Raw genomic sequence first — 19,152 nt, 5'->3', positions numbered from 1 at the left:
CGTGGAACCGGGCGACACCAGCAGTCTCGAGCCTTATCCGGGATTGCGGCCGTTCCGGAAGGACGAGAGCGATATCTTCTTCGGTCGCGACGATCACATCAGCGAAATGATCGTCAAGCTTTCGAAAAGCCATTTCCTTTGCATCACGGGGTCCTCCGGTTGCGGCAAGTCGTCGTTGGCGCGCACCGGGCTGATGAATCATCTGGAGGCCGGCTTCCTGCCCGGACAGGGATCGGACTGGATCTTCTGCGATCTGCATCCCGGCGACCACCCGGTCGACAATCTGTTTCGCGGCATCGCCGACGCGATCGTCAGCGAAGTGCAGAAGGATGCCGAGGGCAGGGCGGAGGAACGCTCGGCGCAGATCCGGGAGTTTCTCAAGGACTATGTCATCACCCAGCGTCGCACCAGCGACCTGAACACGGTGCTGGACCTCGTGGCCGGGATCGGCACCCGGCCGATCATGATCCTGGTCGATCAGTTCGAGGAGCTGTTCCGCTATGCGCAATCGGACTCCGAAGCGGCGGTCAACCTGGTGGAGATATTGCTGAAGACCGCCGCGGCAAACGGCAAGATCTACATCGTCGTCACCATCCGCACGGACGAGCTGGAGAAGTGTTCGCGCTATCCCGGACTGGCGCACCTGATCAACGACAGCCAGTTTCTTACGCCGGTGCTCGACCGCTACCAGATTCAGCAGGCGATCGAAGGCCCGATCACGCTGTGGGGCGGGCAGATCCTGCCGGACCTCTCCACCTGGCTGCTGAATTGCCTGGAGGATGAACTCGACAAGCTTCCGCTGATGCAGCACGCGTTGCGGTTGCTCTACGCAGCGAAGACGTCGGCTGACGGCCGCAAGGACGTCACCATCGGACTTGCGGACTTCACCCGCGTCTTCGGGCTTCCCGAGAAGCTCGACCTGACCTCGGGGGAGGGACGGCTCGCGTTGCGGCAGACATTATCGGATCGGCTGACGCAGCGTTACGCCAAGCTGTCGAGCCACCTGAAGCCGGCGGCAAGGCTGACGTTCTGTGCCCTGACGGCGGTCGACAGCCGGAATCGCGATATCCGCCAGCCGCAAAAGCTTGGCACGCTCGCAAAGATCATCGGTGCGTCGGAGGAGGATACCCGCGCCGTCGTTCGTGCGTTCGTCACCCGCGAGGAAGCCTATCTTCGCTATGATCCTCATTTGGCCAGGGACGACACCGTCGACGTCACGCATGAGTGCATCCTGCGCCTTTGGCAGCCATTGCAGGCGGAATGGATGGCTGACGAGAAGCGGTCCGGCGAGAACATTGTTTCGCTCGCCCGTCTGGCGCGGGATTGGAAGGGCGGGTCGGAAAAGCGATCGATCTTCGACCGGCTGTTCGCCGGTATAGCCCTGAAATGGGTCGCTCGCGACCAGTACCAGTCGTGGTTCGACAAGGCCCGCCCGAGTTCGGATTGGGCAGCGCGCTATCTCTCCAACGTTGATTGGCCGGCTCAACCCGATAGCGGCGCGCGGAGGGCGACGGCCGATGCGATCTTCAGGTCCATCGTCGCGCTGCTGGACGCCTCAAGACAGCAGCAGTGGTTGTTCGTGGTGGCCTCGATCGTCCTTGCCGTTGGCCTGATCGCAACCGTTTCGATGGTGTCGATCTATTTTGCGAATTCGAAGGCTCTCCAGGCGCGGCGGCTGGATGATTTGATAGTCATCTCCGGTCTCCACGCCGAACAGACGCGCGTATCCCAGGTGGAATCCGCGCTGGAAGCGATGAATGAAGGGCTGGCCAATTTCGGCGCGGTATGGGCCAAACTGCAGCAGGTGAATGAACTCTATCGCTTCAATGCCAAGGAGGAGATTCACGCCGCCGATTTCGCATCCAACGGCAAATCGGTGCTGGCGGTCGACAAGGCGGGGGTACTGCACCAATGGGCCATCGCCGCGGCGCGCAACGTGGTGCGGGAGGTCGATTTCGGTCTGCGGGACCCGAACGGCGACCGCGCGGAAGGTCGCTCGCTCATCGTGTCGCCTGTCGGGGATGTCGCGGCGATCGGCTTCAACCAGGGCTCGGTGATCCTGCTGGACATGACGCGCCCCGAGAGCCGGTTCAAGGCGCTCCAGATCGATGGCGCCAATCCGCATGGCAGCGACAGTGTGTTCAAGGTCGCTTTCTCCATCGACGGCGCGTTGCTGGTGACGTCCTCGCGTGCGGGAAACATCGCGATCTGGGAGCGATCCTTGCCGGAGCCGTCCGGCGGCGCGCGCCGCGATCCGCTGCAATGGACATTGAAGGCCAACATCAATCTGAGGAAAAGCCGGCCGCGCGCGGACATCTGGGCGGTCGATATCGATCGTGCCAAACAGATGATCGCGGTCGGGCTCCGCGACGGAGCCATTTGCCTGTTGCGCCTCGACGACCTGAGCCGGCCGTTTTGTCCGGATGTGCGCAGTGAGGGCGCCGTGAAAGCCGTCAGGTTCCTGCCGGACAGGCCGATGCTGGTATCTGCGGGCAACGATGCCAAGGTCTCGATATGGGAGATCGACGGATCGGCGCGGATCGCCAAGCCCTTGCCCTTTACGCTTGAGCACAACAACGCGATCTGGGACATCGATCTGAGCCGTGACGGCAGTCTGCTCGCGACTGCAGACTTCGACGGCTCCGTCCGGGTTTATCAGACCGGCTCCTGGCGCCTGCTCAGCACGGTCGCGGCGGACACCGTGGTATCGAGTCGCCGGCATCAGCCGGGAGATACGGTCGACAACGCACTCGCACTTCGCACGGTTCGTTTCGATCCCACGTCCACCATGCTCGTGACGTCGTCGCTCGACCACACCGCGCGGGTGTGGACGCCACTCACCGATCGAGCCGGTTTTCGTGAGCTGAGCTACCGGCTACCTCCCGCGGAGAACAAACGTTTTCGCAGCATCTATTCGGTGGCCGTCAGTTCGACCGGCGACGAGGTCGCGTTCAGCGACCAGGCCGCGGTCTACATACAGTCCGTCGGGCAGATGCCGAAGGCGCTTCCGCTGGCGACCGGAAAGCCAGCTCCGGGATCGCCCTCGGGAAGCAATCAGCCGCAACGAACCTTCGGCCAGGTCCTGATGCGGACGCCAAACGAAATCGTCGCGAGCAATGTGGAGCCGATGCTCACGATCTGGACAAGGCCGGACAACGGCGAATGGGCGGTGCGGACGGTCGCCTTGCCGGGCGACACGGTTCCGTCGGGGCGGGGCGCGACGATCAGTGCGAACGGCGCTCTGCTGGCGGTCGAAGTCAGGGACGGGGACACCGCGAGCATCGTGCTATGTCCGTTGCGCGGAGGCGAACAATGGAGCTGTTCGCCGTCCGACAACTCGCAGCTCACGGTGCTTCCGCTCAGCGCAAAGCTGCCGTCCAGCGCGAGCGATCAGGATTGCGCTTCGCGCGATTCGGAGATTCACACGGCGCTCTCCAGGAGCGAGCGATTGCTCGCCGTCAGCGTCGGCAAATGCCCGATCCAGATATTCAATCTTCGCAATCAGAATCAATCTCGCTCCTACAGCGGCCATCATGGCGACGTGAACACGCTTGATTTCTCCCCGGACGAGGCGTCACTGCTGGCCTCGTCGCAAGCCGCCGACGTCAGGATCTGGGACATTGCCAGCGGGGCCTCAAAGAACATCAACTACCACGTGTCGCCTTTTGTCACTGCGGCGCGATATTCGCCGTCGGGCGCGTGGATCGCCAGCACCTCAAACGACAATTCGGTTATCGTGAGCTCGGCTGAAACCGGAAAGCGGCTGGTAATCCTGCCTTACCGCAACAGCCTGTTCGACCTCTCGATCGTCAAGACCGGACGCGGGACCGTGATGGTCACTGGGTCCGAGGCCGGCGACGTCAATGTCGGAAGGTTCTTCGAGGATGGAACTGGCGTCGGCGCATATGCGCAGTCGGTCCTGCGCGATGTTTCGCCGCAATAGCTCGCTTGTCTTCTGCCGCCGAAGGCTCAATGCGCCTCGATCTGGCGTGCCAACTCGTCATATTGATCGGTGTCGCCGACACTCTGGTCATAGCAGGACGAGCTGATCACCGGTTCACCCGCCTTGAGCAACTCCGTCACGGTGACGAAGTCGTAACCTTGCTTCCTCAGGCTTGAAATGATGTCCGGAAGCGCGTCGTCGGTGTACCAGCCCCGTCCGTTCGCATGAAACAGCACGATCGATCCCGGGTGCACGTTATCCAGCACTCTCTTCGCCATGGCATCCGGGCGCTCTCTCCAGTCGGGATCGTCTGAGGACAGATCCCACTGGATCGGCACCAGGCCCAGCTGGCTGACGGTCGCAAGGGCTCCGGAATCGCAGGCCCCGTACGGAAAGCGGAACAGGCGCATCGATTTCGGAGCGGTCTGATCGGTCATCGCTTCGCGCCCGGGAACGGCGCATTTGCGTTCCTCAAGCTCTCGACGGAGTTCGTCGTAGGCCTGATCGGCCTTCCTGATCTCGTCCGCCGCAGCCGGGCCGGACAGCAGGCGCAGATTGCGGTGCTCCCAGGTATGATTGCCGATCTCGAAACGGGCATCCGCGATCAGTTGCTGGGCACGAACCTTGTGCGTCATCATCCATTTGCCGCCCATGAAGAAGGTCGCCTTGACCGAATGTGCGCGCAGGATGTCGACGATCTTGCCCTGATAGCCTGCGACCTCATTGGGGCCCTCGCACAGGTCGAAGGTCAGTGCGATCAGCCTTTTGCCGGGTGGCAGGCGGACGCTGCGAACGGTGCCGGGCGTGCGCGGTCCGGCCGCCGTGGCGTCCACCGTGGCAGACTGGGGAAGCGGAGGCTCGAGCTTCTCCTTCACGATGTTGTCCTCGCCGTCCCGGGCGGCCAGCTCCGTGGCGGCCCAGCACGCCTGCGGAGTGCGCGTCGAGACCTCACCGTCTTCGGCGCGCAACGTTGGCGAGGCGACCAGAATGCAGGACGTCACCAGGCAAATCGCGATCAAGCTCTTCGTGAACATGGCGTCGCGCGTTCGAAAACGATGTCCGGGCAATGAAGGCCTTGCGTGCGGCCGAGGCCGGCCGCGAGCAGAAACAGACGAATTGGTGATGGCTCGATCTGGATTTTAGAGCAACCTGCGGTATAAGCCAACACCAAATCACTCGTTGCCAGCGTGCGCTCCGGAGACCGGGCTGCAATGGAGACGAAATGAAAATATCGTTGTCCGTTGCGATGCTGGCACTGGCGCTTGTGCTGTTTGCGCCGGCGGCGCGCGCCGCCGACGTCACGGCGGATGACACCGCGCGTTTCCTCGCCGGACTGCAGCCGTCGGCCAGTTCGCCGCTGCTGCCGTTGACGACGGATCCTGCCTGGCGGCGCCACGCCCAGTTCTTTGACGCTGCGTTCGCCGAGCTCGAGCAGCAGCAATTGTCGAAGGTTCGCGACTGGTCCGCTGCCAACCTCGCCGCGCCAAAGTCGACCATGTTCTACATGTTCGCAGGCCCGGACTTCCTCTATGCCAATGCATTCCATTCCAGGGCGACGACCTATGTGCTCAGCGGGCTGGAACCGAGCGGCGGGGTGTCCGATCTGACCGCGTTGCAGCCCGAGGCCGTCGCGGTCGCGCTTGACAATATCGAGCGCTCGCTGTGGTCGCTGCTGAACTTCTCTTTCTTCAACACCAGGCAGATGAAGGCGGATCTCGATGTCAGCGAGGTCAACGGGACGTTACCGATCCTCTATGTGTTTCTCGCGCGATCCGGCATGACGATCCGCGACGTCAAGCCGGTGACGCTCGATGGCAATGGAGCGCTCTACGTCGGTGTTGACGTGTTGGCGCGGAGCAATGCGCGCGGCATCCGCATCGTGTTTGCCGGCGCCGACGGCGTCGAGAAGATGCTGTACTATTTCTCGACCGATCTCTCCAATTCCGGCCTGAAGACCAGCGGCTTCCTGAAGTTCTGCGCAACGCTTGCGCCCGGTGACAGCCTGATCAAGAGTGCATCCTATCTCATGCACCTCCGCGATTTCTCGGCGGTGCGCAACTTCATCCTCGCCAACAGTGCGACCATCGTCCAGGACGATTCCGGAATCCCGCTGGCGCAATACGACCCGCGGAAATGGCGCTTCGTTCCGTTCGGTCGCTATCTTGGTCCGATCGAAAGGCTATTTCCCGGTCTCTATCAACCGTCTTATGCCGAGCTGTTTGCGCGCGCCCGGCCGATCGATTTCGGCATCGGCTATCGCTGGCGGCCGAATGAATCGAACGTGCTGTTGTCGGTGAGATTGCCCAGCGAACGTACCGCGGCGGCAGAGGCGGGGCCCTCGTCCGCGACGCAGCCGGAGAGGACGCGCCCGCGCAAGCCTCGCGCGCCGTCAACGCCCGGTGGCTCTTGGCGTTAGGGTGTGGTCCGTCACCACTTCACGCTCTGGCTGGGCACGATGAATGCCGTCGTGCTCGGCTTGTTCGGACTGTGGGTGAAGTAACCGTAGGCGGCAACGATCACGAGGAGCAGGGCGAGCACGGCCAGCAAATCGATCTGCCGGGGATCGTGACCGTTGTGGCTGAGTTTCCAGCGCATTGTTGTTTCCTCCCCGAGGGGATCCCATGCGGGCAACGAAACAATACGCCAAGCATCGCCACAGTTCCGCCGGAACAGCTATGCACGCCGCGCTTGGAAGCGCCGCAGCAATTGATCAGGCGTCGTTGACGCCGCGTCAACCCTCGTTGACGCCGCGCCAGCGACCGTAGCGCCAGGGCAGATACCAGTGTGCCCCAAGCGGCCTTGTCTGCGGGACATTATCGATGCCGGAGGTTCCCCAGGGCTGGCAGCGCAGCAATCTTGCCAGCGTCATCCATCCCCCGGCCCATAGTCCGAAGCGCTCGATCGCCTCATCGCCGTAGACCGAGCAGGTCGGCAAATGCCGGCAGTTGTAGCCGACCAGCGGCGACAGCGTGTGCCGGTAGATCCAGATCAGGGCGCGCCCGAAATTGCGCGGCATGCGGCGCATGGTGCTGGCACAGTCCGTGCATCGCGGATGGTGTGTCGTTGAATGATCGGTCGGCGACATACGCAAGTATGTACGTAATCTTGCGGGGGTTCCAAGCGAAGGAACTGTTCAATTGCAGATATTTGCGCCACAGTTGGCCACTATTGCACAGCACCGGTGGCGCTGCAGCACAGGCTCTATGGACGGTCCAGGTCAGCAACGCTACCGTTCCCATTACGCGCCGATGACAGATTCGTGGCGCATCGCCATGGGGCCATTGCCACCGCTCGCATCACCACCGAGGGCTTGGGGGAAGGAACCAAATTGAGGCTCGTGAACTCGCTTTCGTTGCGCAGTTGGGTGCTCACCGGCGCCGTTGCCCTTTGCTTCGCGGTTTCCGGCACCGCCGCATGGGCGGGTAACTCCACGCAGACCAGCTCGACCCTCGAAGAACGCAAGCTGCCGATGAAGTTCAGCTGGATCGCCTGCCAGCCGAATTGCCGCGGCTGGGTGTCGGCGGTCGGCATCATCACGGCCGACAGCCCCAAGGAATTCGACGAGTTCGCGCGCAGCCGCCAGCTCAACGGCGCCACCATCGTGCTCGACTCCAGCGGCGGCTCGGTCAACGACGCGATCGCGCTCGGCCGCCGCTTCCGCGGTCTCGGCGCACTGACCACGGTCGGCACCAGCGTCGTCAATCAGGCCGCGCAGGGCGATCGCGCCAGCGTGCTGCCGGATGCCTATTGCGAGTCGATGTGCGTGTTCCTGCTGTTGTCGGGCAAGGCGCGTTATGTGCCACCGGCCGCGCACATCCGGGTGCATCAGATCTGGATGGGCGACCGCGCCGATGACGCCAAGGCGGCCAGCTACACCGCGCAGGACCTGATGATCGTCGAGCGCGATATCGGCCGTCTCGCCAAATACACTTTCGATATGGGTGGCGCGGGTGAGCTGTTGTCGCTCGCACTCAGCGTGCCGCCGTGGGAAGATTTGCACGAATTGTCGGCGGCCGAATTGCGGCTGACCAATCTCGTCACGACGGATGCAGTCGCCGACGTGCTGCCGCGGCAGGACAACGCTATTCCAGTCGCCGAGGCGAAGCCGAAGAACGGCGATCGCTTCGCGAGCAGCGCGATGGAAGGTGAGGCGCTGCCGCAAGCCGCGAAGGCGACCAAGACCGCCGAGGCCGTGGTGCCGACCGGCGGCACCGCAGCGCCGGCGCCGGTCCAGCCTTCGCAGTAAGAACGCAAATTGCCGCGTCGTTCCGGGACGCGCAAGCGGACCCGGAACCCCGAGATTCCGGGTTCGATGCTGCGCATCGCCCCGGAAAGACCTGACATGGAATCTTACGCCGGCTGCTTTGCCTTGGCCTCGATCTGGCCGATCGCATCGACCACGGCGTCGAAGGTCAGTAGCGTCGAGGCATGGCGGGCCTTGTAGTCGCGCACCGGCTCGAGCAGCGCGATGTCCGCCCATTTGCCGCCCTGCGGAGGCTGGCCGTTTTCCTTCAGCATCTTGCGGACGGTCTCGCGCAATTCGCGCAGTTCGTCCGCGGTCGACCCCACCACATGGCTTGCCATGATCGAGGAGGAAGCCTGGCCGAGCGCGCACGCCTTCACGTCATGGGCGAAGTCCGTCACGACCGGGCCGTCCATCTTGAGGTCGACTTTCACGGTCGAACCGCACAATTTCGAGTGGGCCGTGGCACTGGCGTCCGGCTCGGCCAGCCGTCCGAGGCGCGGAATATTTCCGGCCAACTCAATGATCCGCTTGTTATAAATGTCGTTCAGCATGGGGGCAGATGCCTGGTTCCGGCGGTGCCGGGCGCTCTTGGCGGCTGGGTCTCACCGTCCTATATATGAACGGCATCGTCCGAAACATAGCCCGGCTATGCTTCCACCGCGGGCCACTTGCGCTGCGGCGGTGCTACAAAGATGGGACTCAGGCGCCCGGCGGTTCGACGATCCGCCCCGTCTGCCCGGTGACACATCCGGCCCAAAGGCAAATGCCTGGCCGGTCGAACGGAGAAGACATGGACGCCTTGATCAAGCCGATTCGCCCCAACAAGCCGGCCGATGCTAAGGCCAGCGAGCTCGACCCTTCAGAATTCCTGGCGGCAGCCGTCCGTGCCGACCAGCCGCGCCCGTCGCGGGCGGAGGCCGAGGACGCCGTCAAGACGCTGCTTGCCTATATCGGCGAGAACACCGGCCGCGAGGGCCTGCTCGACACGCCGCGCCGCGTCGTCGAGGCCTATGACGAACTCTATCAGGGCTATCATCAGTGCCCGGCCGAAGTGCTGAACCGCACCTTCGGCGAGACCGCCGGCTACGACGATTTCGTCCTGGTCCGCGATATCGAATTCACGTCGCAGTGCGAGCATCACATGATGCCGTTCTACGGCAAGGCGCATATCGCTTACACGCCGGTCGAGCGCGTCGTGGGTCTCTCCAAGCTGGCGCGGCTGACCGATATCTTCGCCCGCCGCCTGCAGACCCAGGAGCATCTCACCGCGCAGGTCGCGGCCGCGATCGACGAGGTGCTGAAGCCCCGTGGCGTTGCGGTGCTGATCGAGGCGGAGCATACCTGTATGTCGGTGCGCGGTGTCGCCAAGCATGGCGCCTCGACCTTCACCAGCCGCTTCACCGGCATGTTCCGCGACAATCCGGCGGAGCAGCAGCGCTTCCTGTCCCTGGTGCGAGGACCGAGCCGGTAACCTCGCATTTTCTTTAAGCGAGGGTTTCCGTGTCCGCATCGACCCACGATCACGACCGCGAAGAAGGGCTGGCCTTCCAGCCCAAATTCGATGCGGCAGGTCTTGTGACCTGCGTCGCGACCGATGCCGCGACCGGCGACGTGCTGATGGTCGCGCATATGAACGACGAAGCCCTGCGCAAGACGATCGCGACCGGCGAAGGCTGGTACTTCAGCCGCTCGCGCAATGCGCTGTGGCGCAAGGGCGAGAGCTCGGGCCAGACCCAGCGCGTGATCGAGATCCGGATGGATTGCGATCAGGACGCGGTGTGGATCAAGGTCGAGCAGATCGGCGCGGCCTGCCACACCGGGCGGCGTTCCTGCTTCTATCGCGCCGTGAAGGACGAGGGCGGCAATGTCAGCCTGGCCTTTGTCGACGCCGGGCGGCTGTTCGATCCGGCACAGGTCTATCGCAAATAGATCATTGATCTGAATCAAGTACAACGCGTCGAAGTCGTGTACTTCGTGGCCTCCTGTTACGCCATGCGCAAGCCGTTGCGCATCGTCGTCACCGGGGGTGAACTGTGGCGCATCGCCTGATACCGCTTCTTGGGTTTCTTGCCTGCGCTGTGTGGCCGATCTGCGCAGCGCGATCGCAAACGACCGAGCGTGCGCCCGATACGATGGCCGCGCGCGTCCTCGCCTGCGCGCCTTGTCACGGCGCCGAAGGCGAGGGCACCAACGACGTCTATTTTCCGCGCCTTGCCGGCAAGCCGGCCGGCTACCTCTACAACCAGCTGATCGCGTTCAGGGATGGCCGGCGGAAATATCCGCCGATGAACTTCCTGCTGGAATTTCAGACCGACGATTACCTGAAGAAGATCGCCGAGTATTTCGCGTCGCTCCGGCCGGCATTTCCGCCGCCGGTCCCGCCGGTCGACAGCAAGGAGATCCTGGCGCGCGGCGAAGCGATCGTGCAGAACGGCGATCCGCAGCACGGCATTCCGCCCTGTTCGGCCTGTCATGGTCCGGCACTGGGTGGCATGGAGCCCGGCATTCCCGGCCTGCTTGGCCTGCGCGCGGCCTATATCAGCGGACAACTCGGCGGCTGGCGGTACGGCACGCGGACCGCGCTCGCCCCCGATTGCATGCAGGTCGTCGCGGGCCTGCTGACGGAGGACGACGTCAAGGCGGTGGCTGCCTATTTGTCGTCGCGCCCAGCGCCGGCCGATCCGTCCTTTGCGCCGCGAGGCAGCCTGCCGATGCCGCTGGAATGCGGCAGCGAACCGCACTGAAGGGATGGTGCAGATGTCGCGAACCTCGACAGGACTGCTGGTCGGATTGATGCTCGCATTCGCGCCTGTCGCGTCACGCGCGCAGCAGACGGCGGCCGATCCGGCGGTCGTCGCCAAGGGCGAGTATCTTGCGCGCGCAGGCGATTGCATCGCCTGCCACACGGCGCGCGAAGGCAAGACCTTCGCCGGCGGCCTTCCGATGAAGACGCCGTTCGGCACGCTCTACACGTCGAACATCACCCCCGACTCGCAGACCGGGATCGGCACGTGGACGTCGGATCAGTTCTACCGGATGATGCACAATGGCCGCTTCCCCGACGGCGGCCTGGTCTATCCGGCGATGCCGTTCGCCTCCTACACCCAGGTGACGCGCGAGGACAGCGACGCGATCTACGCCTATTTGCGCACCGTGCCGCCGGTCAGGCAGCTCAACAAGCCGCACGAGCTGACATTCCCGTTCAACAACCGCTCGCTGATTCTCGGCTGGCGCACGCTGTTCTTCAGGGAAGGCGAGTTCAAGCCGGATCCGGGCAAGTCCGTCGAGTGGAACCGGGGCGCCTATCTGGTCGAAGGGCTCGGCCATTGCGGCATGTGCCATACCCCGATCAACGCGCTCGGCGGCAGCTCGCAATCGCAGGCCTTCGAGGGCGGCCTGATCCCGATGCAGAACTGGTACGCGCCCTCCTTGACCTCGAACAAGGAGACGGGCCTCGGCGATTGGACGATCGAGGAGATCGTCGACTATCTGCGCAAGGGCGTCTCCGCCAAGGGCGCCGTGTACGGGCCGATGGCCGAGGTCGTCTACAACAGCCTGCAATATCTCAATGACGACGACGTGCGCGCGATGGCGGTCTATCTGAAGGGCCTTGCGCAGCGCGGTTCACCTGAGAAGCCGTCGACGCCGCTGCCGTCGGCCGAGAGCAGCCTGCTGCTCTCCTTCGGCAAGCCGATCTATGACCGTGAATGCGCGAGCTGCCATGGCACGACCGGGCAGGGCATGCCGCCGGACTATCCGCCGCTCGCCGGCAACCTGTCGATCCAGATGGTTTCCGCCGTCAACCCCATCCGCATGGTGCTCAATGGCGGCTATCCGCCGGGCACATCAGGCAATCCGATGCCCCACGGTATGCCGCCGTTCGCGCAGAAGCTGTCGGACGACGAGGTCGCGGCGGTTGTGACCTACATTCGAACGGCGTGGGGTAACCGCGGCGAACCGGTGTCGGCGCGGCAGGCCAACGAATTGCGTGCAGCAACGCTGAACTAAAGCATGATCCGGAAAAGTGCGAAGCGGTTTTCCGAAGAGATCATGCTCAAACAAGGAGCCAGGGCGTGATGACGATTCAACCTGATCCCATCGCGCTCTAGGGGAACGCGGTCATGATCAACTCATCTTCGCCGCAACCGCCTGCATCCGTCTCGGAAGACGAGGCCGTCGAGACCATCGTTCGCGCGGGCCCGAGCGGCGCGGTCGCGGTCGCAGGCGTTGCGACGGCCATCGTGGTCGGCTTGTGGTTTGCGTTCTATCTGCTCGTCTTCCTGCCGCGGAGCGCTCCCTGATGGCGACCGAGACGGACCATAGCCTCGGCGAAGCGGTTGCCGCACGGATCGAGCGGCGCTGGGCGACGCTGTCGATCGCGATTGTCGGCCTACTGGTCGGCATGGCGGCCTATATCGGCATTCATCAGGCGACGATGCCGCAGGGCCGGGTCGAAACCGCCGATCCCAAGACGTTGCATCTGTCCGGCGAATTCATCGAGAGCAATCTCGGCAGCGAAATGGAGGCCGACGGCTCGGTCACCGTGCGCGCCATCGGCCAGCAATATTCCTTCACGCCGCAATGCGTTGTGGTGCCGGCGGAGACCCCGATCACGTTCCGCGTCACCAGCGCCGATGTCGTCCACGGATTCCTGATCGAGGGCACCAACATCAACACGATGCTGGTGCCGGGCTACGTCACGGCGCTGCCGGTGCGCTTCAAGGCGCCGGGCGATCACGTGATGCCATGCCAGGAATTCTGCGGCATCGGCCACCAGGGCATGTGGGGCAAGGTCAAGGTGATCGACAAGGCCGCGTTCCGCGACATGGCCGCAGCGAAGCGGAGGCTGACCTGTGTTGACTAACAGACGGCTGATAGCGGCGCATTTCTGGCTCGCCTTCATCGTGTTCGGCGTCGCGCTGGTGCTCGGCGCCTGGCAGATGTTCGTGCGCAGCCCGTTGAATGCCTGGCATTTCAACCCGGAGTTCTACTATCGCTCGGTCACCGCGCACGGCTCGGCGATGGGCTATGTATTCCCGACGCTGATCGCGATGGGCTTCGGCTACGCGATCACCGAAGCCTCGCTGGAGAAGGCGCTGATTGGACGGCGTTGGGCCTGGGCCGGCTTCTTCCTGGTCGCCGTCGGCGCCGTTGTCGCGATGATCCCGGTGTCGCTCGGGCTCGCCTCGGTGCTCTACACCTTCTATCCGCCGATGGTCGGCAATCCCTTCTATTACATCGGCGTCGTCATGGTCGTGGTCGGCTCATGGATCTGGGTCGCGCTGATGGTGACCAATTTCGTGATCTGGAAGCGCGAGAACCCGGGCAAGCCGGTGCCGCTTGCGATGTACGCCAATGTCGCAGGCTCGTTGCTCTGGGGCTGGACCGCGGTCGGTGCGGCGCTGGAAATCCTGTTCCAGATCCTGCCTGTGGCGCTCGGGCTCAAGTCCACGATCGATGCGGGGCTGGCGCGCGTCTTCTTCTCGTGGACCCTGCACGCCATCGTCTATTTCTGGCTGATCCCGACCTACATCGCCTACTACACGATCTTCCCGCGCGCGATCGGCGGCCGGCTCTTTAGCGACGCGATGGCGCGGATTTCGTTCATCCTGTTCGTCGTGGTGGCGATGCCGATCGGCGTGCACCATCTGTTTGCCGACCCGCAGGTCGGCGCCGGATTCAAGTTCATGCATTCGGTGTTCACCGGCCTCGTCGCGCTGCCGACCCTGCTCACGGTGTTCACGATCTGCGCGTCGGCGGAGATCGCCAGCCGCCTGCGCGGCGGCCGTGGTGCATTCGGCTGGATCGGTGCGCTGCCATGGTCCAATCCGATCATGCTGGCGACGGCACTGTCGCTGGTCATGCTCGGCTTCGGCGGCGCCGGCGGGCTGATCAACATGAGCTATCAGCTCGATGCCGCCGTGCACAACACGCAGTGGATCACCGGCCATTTCCACCTGATCTTCGGTGGCGCCATCGTGATCATGTATTTTGCCATCGCTTATGATCTGTGGCCGCATCTGACCGGGCGGGCGCTGGACAGTTTCGGCCTGATGCGGACGCAGCTTTGGCTGTGGTTCATCGGCATGATCGTGACCACCTTCCCATGGCACTATGTCGGCATTCTCGGCATGCCGCGCCGCATGGCGTATTATGACTATGCCAACCCGGCGATCTCGCCGCAGGCCTTCTCCGTTGCGATGTCGGCGATCGGCGGCTTCATCCTGCTGCTGTCGGGCCTGCTGTTCCTGCTGGTGCTGATCCGCGGGCAATTCGGCGCGCGAGGCGAGGCGGGTGCATATCGCTTCGCGGTGCCACTGCACATGCCGACGCGGATTCCGGTCGCGCTCAACTCGTTCGGTCTCTGGCTCGCATTGATGGTCGGTCTCACCGTGGTGAACTATGGCTTCCCGATTGCGCAACTGATGGCGCTGAAGGAGACCAGCGTGCCTGCGGTCTATGTCGGAGCAGGCCGATGAGTGATCAGCCGCTGTTCTCCCCGCGCAATCCGTGGTTCGGCATCAGCGTCGGCGTCACGGCCGCCATTGCCGTGCTGTCGGCCATCGCGGGCCTGATCTGGTTGCCGTTGGCGCAACCCAACCTCAAGCTTGCAGGCGTCTGGGACGCGATCTGCAGCGCAGCCGGCGTGCCGCGTGCCGCCGTGCAGGAGGCCGGCGTCAAGCCGGATTTCAAGACCTCCAATGTCGTCATGACGTCGGAGATGCTGACCAAGGTCGATCAGGTCTCGATCGGGCGGGGCGCGACGCTGGCGCAGCGTTGCGCGATCTGCCACGGACCGCAGGGCGTCAGCGATGCCCATTCGCCCAACCTCGCCGGGCAGTTTGTCGCGGTGACGTACAAGGAGCTCAACGACTTCAAGACCGGCGCGCGGGTCAGCGTGGTGATGAGCCCGTTCGCGGCGGCGATGAGCGATCAGGACATGAAGGATGTTGCGGCCTATTACGCCTATTTGCCGCGGGTGCCTTCGGACAATCTGGATACCGGGCGTGCCGCGCCGGCGGTCGTGGTGACGGGCGCCCCGATGCGCAACATCCCGCCTTGCGGCTCCTGCCACGGGGATATCGACAACAAGCCGGGAAGCCCCTGGCTCGGCGGCCAGTCGGCGGTCTACATCAAGGCGCAGCTCGAGGCCTTTGCATCCGGGGCCCGCCGCAACGACATCAGCCAGCAGATGCGCAACATCGCCCGACGGATGACGCCCGAGGAGATCGACCAGGTTGCGCACTACTACGAGGCCCAGCCCTGAGCCGGAAGTCTTAACGTGCCGTTAACCATAATTACGGCAAGTTGAATGGACATGGGTGCCGATTGCCGGCGCCCGGCAAGGCACCCGATAGATGGCGGTCGACCTCTTCAATGCGACGGCTTCGGCAGGTGTCGATGCTTCACGCCTGAAGGTCGCCGGTTCGATCAAGCAGGCGGCCGCGACCACCGGCACGAGCTTCGAATATCTGCTCACGACCGCGAAGATGGAGTCCAATTTCAATCCGCGGGCCGGCGCCACGACCTCGTCGGCGCATGGACTCTATCAGTTCATCGACCAGACTTGGCTCGGCACCGTCAAGGAGGCCGGAAGCCAGCTCGGCTACGGCCAGTATGCCGACGCCATCACCAAGAATTCCGACGGCAGCTATTCGGTCAGCGATCCCTCCGCGCGGAGCGCGGTCATGAAGCTGCGCGACGATCCCGATGCGGCATCCTCGATGGCGGCGGTGCTGACGCAATCCAACAGCTTCAAGCTCACCGGCACGCTCGGCCGTCGTCCGACCGATGCCGAGCTCTATATGGCGCATTTCATGGGCGTCGGCGGCGCCGGCAAGCTGATTTCGAGCGCCGAGGACAGTCCGAGCGCCAATGCGGCTGCGATGTTTCCGAAGGCGGCGGCCGCCAACCAGTCGATCTTCTATGACAAGTCGGGCAGCGCGCGCAGCGTCAGCCAGGTCTATTCGGTGTTGACCACACGCTACGCCGCGGCTGCGAATTCAAGCGACACGCGCACGGCGTTTGCCGCGGCGGGCGGCGGCACCATGAGCCCCAATGCGATCGCAAGCGCTGCGCCGACACAGGCGCTGACCATGGACACCGCGTCCTATCTTTCGACCTTCCCGAATGTCCGCGCGGCCTCATCGGCCGGTGCGACCTCCGCCGTCGCATCGGCACAGCCGGCGCCGGCCTTCCGCTCGCTCTACCAGGGCGGCGACCGTGCGGAGCCGATCTCGCCCGCGGTGCAGGAGCTGTGGGGCAATTCCGGCTCGCTCACCGCATCCGCGACGCCAAAGGTCCGCGCGCCCGGGCGGCTTGATCTGTTCAGCGACCCGAACGGCACCTACAGCAGCGGCTAGCGCCGTCTTGCTGCACGCGCGAAACCCTGCGCCGTGGTCGTATTAACGAAACGTCAATAATCCCAAACGTTTATGGTGAACCCTTTGTTAAGCGTCATGGTTTATTTTTTCTTGTAGTGGCGTCGTATGTCGATGCCGTCTCGTTGCGTAAGCCGGCAGGACCATGATCGTTCGGCAGTTCATTAGTTGGATTAGGACCGCTCCAGCAGGCGAGCGGGCAGAGGCGACACGGGCGTTGGCCCGCGCCTGGCTCATTTCGGATCTCACCGAGGACGACCGCATCGCAGCCGAGGGCGCGCTGCTGATGCTGCTCGACGACCCGTCGCCGCTGGTGCGGCAGGCGATGACCGAGGTGTTTGCATACAGCGCGGAGGCGCCGGCTACGATCGTGCAGGCGTTGTCGGCCGATCAGCCGTCGATCGCGCTGCCGGTGCTGGAGCATTCACCGCTCTTGATCGATGCCGACCTGGTCGACATCGTCGCGACCGGCTCCGACGAGATGCAGTGCGCGATCGCGCGCCGCGCCAATCTGCCGGCCTCGGTCGCCGCGGCGATTGCCGAGGTCGGCTCGGCGGCGGCCGCGCTCGAGCTGATCGAGAATCCCTACGCCGGGCTTGCGCCGTTCTCCTGGGACCGCATCGTCGAGCGCCACGGCCATCTCGCCGCGATCCGGGAATCGATGCTGCAGCTGGAAGATTTGCCGTCCGCGACGCGGCTCGCGCTGGTCGCAAAGCTCTCCGACACGCTGGCGCAGTTCGTCGTGGCGCGAAACTGGCTCGGCGCCGATCGCGCCGACCGCATCGCCGGCGAGGCGAAGGAGCGCTCCACGGTGAACATCGCCGCGCGTGCCTTCGGCGACGACATGCAGAACCTGATCACGCATCTGCGCGCCACCGGCCAGCTCACCGCCGGGCTGATCCTGCGGGCGCTGCTGTCGGGCAATCTCGATTTGTTCGGAGCCGCGCTCGCCGAGTTGTCCGGGCTGCCCTATGGCCGGGTTTCCGCGCTGTTGAACGACCGTGGCGGCAACGGCCTGCAGGCGCTGCTGCGGCGCGCCGGCCTGCCTGAATCCACCTACGCTGCGTTCCGCGTCGCGCTCGAGGCCAGCCACGAGGTCGGCTATGTCGACAGCGGCGACGGTGCGGCGCGGCTGCATCGCCGCATGGTCGAGCGTGTGCTGACCCATTGCGAGACCGACCATTCGGCCGCCGAGCCGCTGCTGATCCTGCTGCGCCGCTTTGCGACCGAATCGGCCCGCGAGGATGCGCGCATGTTCTGCGAGGATCTCGCCGCGGAAGACGCGGTCGCGGTGCTGCCTTACGATGACGATCTGATCGCGGCCTGAAGGCCGCGTTTCCCATATTGACGAAGATTGAAACCGTGGCCGCCGCCGCCGCCGCGGCGCGCTGCTATTCGCTGGGTGCGATGCTCGGCGCGAGGATGGCCTCGAGATGCTCGGGGCGGTCGCGGTTGGCGTGGGTCAGGAACTCATCGGCGATGCCGCGGAGCTGCTTGCTGAGCACGCCGGCCACGACCGCGGTGTCGAGCTTGGTGCGGTTCTGCACGATCGCCTGCACGGCATTGATGTGGTGCGCAATCAGCTGCTGCGGCACCGTGGCGAGATCAGGCGCGTGCTCGATGATCCGGCACAGGCTCTCGGCCGCCGCCGCCGCCGAGGGATAACCGAATGTTGCGGCATCGCCCTTGATGTCGTGCGCGGCGCGGAACAGCTCCTCGCGCGTCTTGTCGTTGAAGCCCTCGCGTTGCACCGTGGCGTGCGCGGCGGAGAGGCGGTCGGCCTCGATCGTCATCCACTCCTTGAACTCGCCCGACAGCCCGGCGAGCGCCTTTTCGGCGCGGCCGACCGGATCGTCGAGATCGCTCTCGGGCACGCGCAGCAGCACCTTGCGCAGCGGGTTCGGCTGCGTGATGACATGGTGGGTGCCGAAGCTCTTGACCTCGATCGTCCCGGGTTTGTCTTTCGCCATGGCGATATCCTAAATGCTCGAGCGCGCCTTCTCGAGCAGCGACGGCTGTTGCAGGATTTCGACCTCGCCGCTGCCGCGGCGTTCGGGGCCGATATAGGTGTTGGTGGTGTTGCGGCGGCGGTCGGGGCCGAAATAGGTCTTTGTCTTGATGAACGGACGCGGATTGGCGACCACGTTCATGATGCGCTGGTAGAGGCCCTTGGCCGAGATCGGCTTGGCCAGGAATTCGGTGACGCCGGCATCGCGCGCCACGGTGACGCGGCGCTTCTCGGAATGGCCGGTCAGCATGATGATCGGCGCGTAGGGATTGCCCTTGGATTCCGGCTGCCGGATCATCTGCGCGAGCTCGAGCCCGTCGAAGATCGGCATCGACCAGTCGGTGATGACGATGTCGGGCACGTAATGGGTGTACATTTCGAGCGCGGTGGCGCCGTCCTCGGCCTCATACACCTCGCGCGCGCCGAACGAATGCAGCAGCGTCCGCAGGATGCGGCGCATGTGCGGATTGTCGTCGCAAATCAAAAATCGCAGCTTGTTGAAGTCGATGCGATACATGGTCCGGTCCCGATCGGGCATACCGGGCCAATGCGGTATTACCCGACGTTAACCATA

General features: G+C 64.2%; 19 protein-coding genes. 13 read left to right on the top strand and 6 right to left on the bottom strand.

Going from position 1 to position 19,152, the window contains the following annotated elements; genetic code table 11:
* Nucleotide 1 precedes the first annotated feature (1 nt).
* Nucleotides 2-3,943, top strand: coding sequence for an nSTAND1 domain-containing NTPase (locus ACVIGA_RS04780; protein ID WP_456665489.1), 3,942 nt, complete (start codon nt 2-4; stop codon nt 3,941-3,943).
* A gap of 26 nt (nt 3,944-3,969) precedes the next feature.
* Here the strand turns inward: ACVIGA_RS04780 and ACVIGA_RS04775 are convergent, their stop codons facing one another.
* On the bottom strand, nt 3,970-4,911 hold the full coding sequence (locus ACVIGA_RS04775) for a polysaccharide deacetylase family protein (protein ID WP_456665488.1): 942 nt from the start codon (nt 4,909-4,911) through the stop codon (nt 3,970-3,972).
* A 254-nt stretch (nt 4,912-5,165) separates the two neighbouring features.
* Here ACVIGA_RS04775 and ACVIGA_RS04770 point away from each other — a divergent pair, with 254 nt between their 5' ends.
* Nucleotides 5,166-6,359, top strand: coding sequence for a hypothetical protein (locus tag ACVIGA_RS04770; protein ID WP_456665487.1), 1,194 nt, complete (start codon nt 5,166-5,168; stop codon nt 6,357-6,359).
* 11 nt (nt 6,360-6,370) lie between these two features.
* Here ACVIGA_RS04770 and ACVIGA_RS04765 read toward each other — a convergent pair whose 3' ends face one another.
* Both ACVIGA_RS04765 and yidD read right to left on the bottom strand, forming a co-directional pair.
* Complete coding sequence (locus tag ACVIGA_RS04765) at nt 6,371-6,538, bottom strand: hypothetical protein (RefSeq protein ID WP_456665486.1); 168 nt, start codon at nt 6,536-6,538, stop codon at nt 6,371-6,373.
* Nucleotides 6,539-6,674: 136 nt separating this feature from the next.
* Entirely contained in the window at nt 6,675-6,968 is a 294-nt protein-coding gene (gene yidD, locus ACVIGA_RS04760; protein ID WP_223976499.1) for a membrane protein insertion efficiency factor YidD, read from the bottom strand.
* Between the two features lie 303 nt (nt 6,969-7,271).
* Between yidD and ACVIGA_RS04755 the strand changes: the two genes are divergently transcribed.
* Nucleotides 7,272-8,189, top strand: coding sequence for a hypothetical protein (locus ACVIGA_RS04755; RefSeq protein WP_456665485.1), 918 nt, complete (start codon nt 7,272-7,274; stop codon nt 8,187-8,189).
* 104 nt (nt 8,190-8,293) lie between these two features.
* On the opposite strand, the gene ACVIGA_RS04750 is transcribed toward ACVIGA_RS04755, so the two are convergent.
* On the bottom strand, nt 8,294-8,740 hold the full coding sequence (locus ACVIGA_RS04750) for an iron-sulfur cluster assembly scaffold protein (RefSeq protein ID WP_029080129.1): 447 nt from the start codon (nt 8,738-8,740) through the stop codon (nt 8,294-8,296).
* A 239-nt stretch (nt 8,741-8,979) separates the two neighbouring features.
* Between ACVIGA_RS04750 and folE the strand changes: the two genes are divergently transcribed.
* The 10 genes from folE to ACVIGA_RS04700 all read left to right on the top strand — a co-directional run bounded on the left by folE (nt 8,980) and on the right by ACVIGA_RS04700 (nt 17,897).
* On the top strand, nt 8,980-9,660 hold the full coding sequence (folE, locus tag ACVIGA_RS04745) for a GTP cyclohydrolase I FolE (protein WP_456665484.1): 681 nt from the start codon (nt 8,980-8,982) through the stop codon (nt 9,658-9,660).
* Between the two features lie 29 nt (nt 9,661-9,689).
* A complete protein-coding gene (gene hisI / locus ACVIGA_RS04740) occupies nt 9,690-10,118 on the top strand; it encodes a phosphoribosyl-AMP cyclohydrolase (RefSeq protein WP_456665483.1) in 429 nt (142 codons plus the stop codon).
* Nucleotides 10,119-10,321: 203 nt separating this feature from the next.
* Nucleotides 10,322-10,933, top strand: coding sequence for a c-type cytochrome (locus ACVIGA_RS04735; protein ID WP_456665482.1), 612 nt, complete (start codon nt 10,322-10,324; stop codon nt 10,931-10,933).
* A 13-nt stretch (nt 10,934-10,946) separates the two neighbouring features.
* A complete protein-coding gene (locus tag ACVIGA_RS04730; RefSeq protein WP_456665481.1) occupies nt 10,947-12,197 on the top strand; it encodes a c-type cytochrome in 1,251 nt (416 codons plus the stop codon).
* A gap of 113 nt (nt 12,198-12,310) precedes the next feature.
* The gene (locus tag ACVIGA_RS04725; protein ID WP_212309828.1) at nt 12,311-12,490 is read left to right on the top strand and encodes a hypothetical protein; all 180 of its coding nucleotides are present in this window, start codon (nt 12,311-12,313) and stop codon (nt 12,488-12,490) included.
* Nucleotides 12,490-13,053 carry a cytochrome C oxidase subunit II gene (locus ACVIGA_RS04720; protein ID WP_456665480.1) on the top strand — a complete coding sequence of 188 codons (564 nt, stop codon included), beginning with the start codon at nt 12,490-12,492 and terminating at the stop codon, nt 13,051-13,053. Before ACVIGA_RS04725 ends, ACVIGA_RS04720 begins: the two co-directional genes overlap by 1 nt.
* Nucleotides 13,043-14,668, top strand: coding sequence for a b(o/a)3-type cytochrome-c oxidase subunit 1 (locus tag ACVIGA_RS04715; protein WP_456665479.1), 1,626 nt, complete (start codon nt 13,043-13,045; stop codon nt 14,666-14,668). The genes ACVIGA_RS04720 and ACVIGA_RS04715 overlap by 11 nt, the downstream gene beginning before the upstream one ends.
* The gene (locus ACVIGA_RS04710; protein WP_456665478.1) at nt 14,665-15,456 is read left to right on the top strand and encodes a c-type cytochrome; all 792 of its coding nucleotides are present in this window, start codon (nt 14,665-14,667) and stop codon (nt 15,454-15,456) included. Before ACVIGA_RS04715 ends, ACVIGA_RS04710 begins: the two co-directional genes overlap by 4 nt.
* A gap of 91 nt (nt 15,457-15,547) precedes the next feature.
* Nucleotides 15,548-16,552: a transglycosylase SLT domain-containing protein gene (locus tag ACVIGA_RS04705; RefSeq protein WP_456665477.1), complete on the top strand. Its 1,005-nt coding sequence runs from the start codon at nt 15,548-15,550 to the stop codon at nt 16,550-16,552.
* A gap of 163 nt (nt 16,553-16,715) precedes the next feature.
* Nucleotides 16,716-17,897, top strand: a complete 1,182-nt coding sequence (locus ACVIGA_RS04700) for a DUF2336 domain-containing protein (protein ID WP_456665476.1) — start codon at nt 16,716-16,718, stop codon at nt 17,895-17,897.
* 64 nt (nt 17,898-17,961) lie between these two features.
* Here the strand turns inward: ACVIGA_RS04700 and ACVIGA_RS04695 are convergent, their stop codons facing one another.
* Nucleotides 17,962-18,540: an Hpt domain-containing protein gene (locus ACVIGA_RS04695; protein ID WP_456665475.1), complete on the bottom strand. Its 579-nt coding sequence runs from the start codon at nt 18,538-18,540 to the stop codon at nt 17,962-17,964.
* Between the two features lie 9 nt (nt 18,541-18,549).
* Complete coding sequence (locus tag ACVIGA_RS04690) at nt 18,550-19,095, bottom strand: response regulator (protein WP_194460645.1); 546 nt, start codon at nt 19,093-19,095, stop codon at nt 18,550-18,552.
* Nucleotides 19,096-19,152 lie beyond the last annotated feature (57 nt).

It is taken from the genome of Bradyrhizobium sp. USDA 3240, from assembly GCF_054063295.1.
This window is presented reverse-complemented; position numbering and strand designations above follow the sequence as displayed.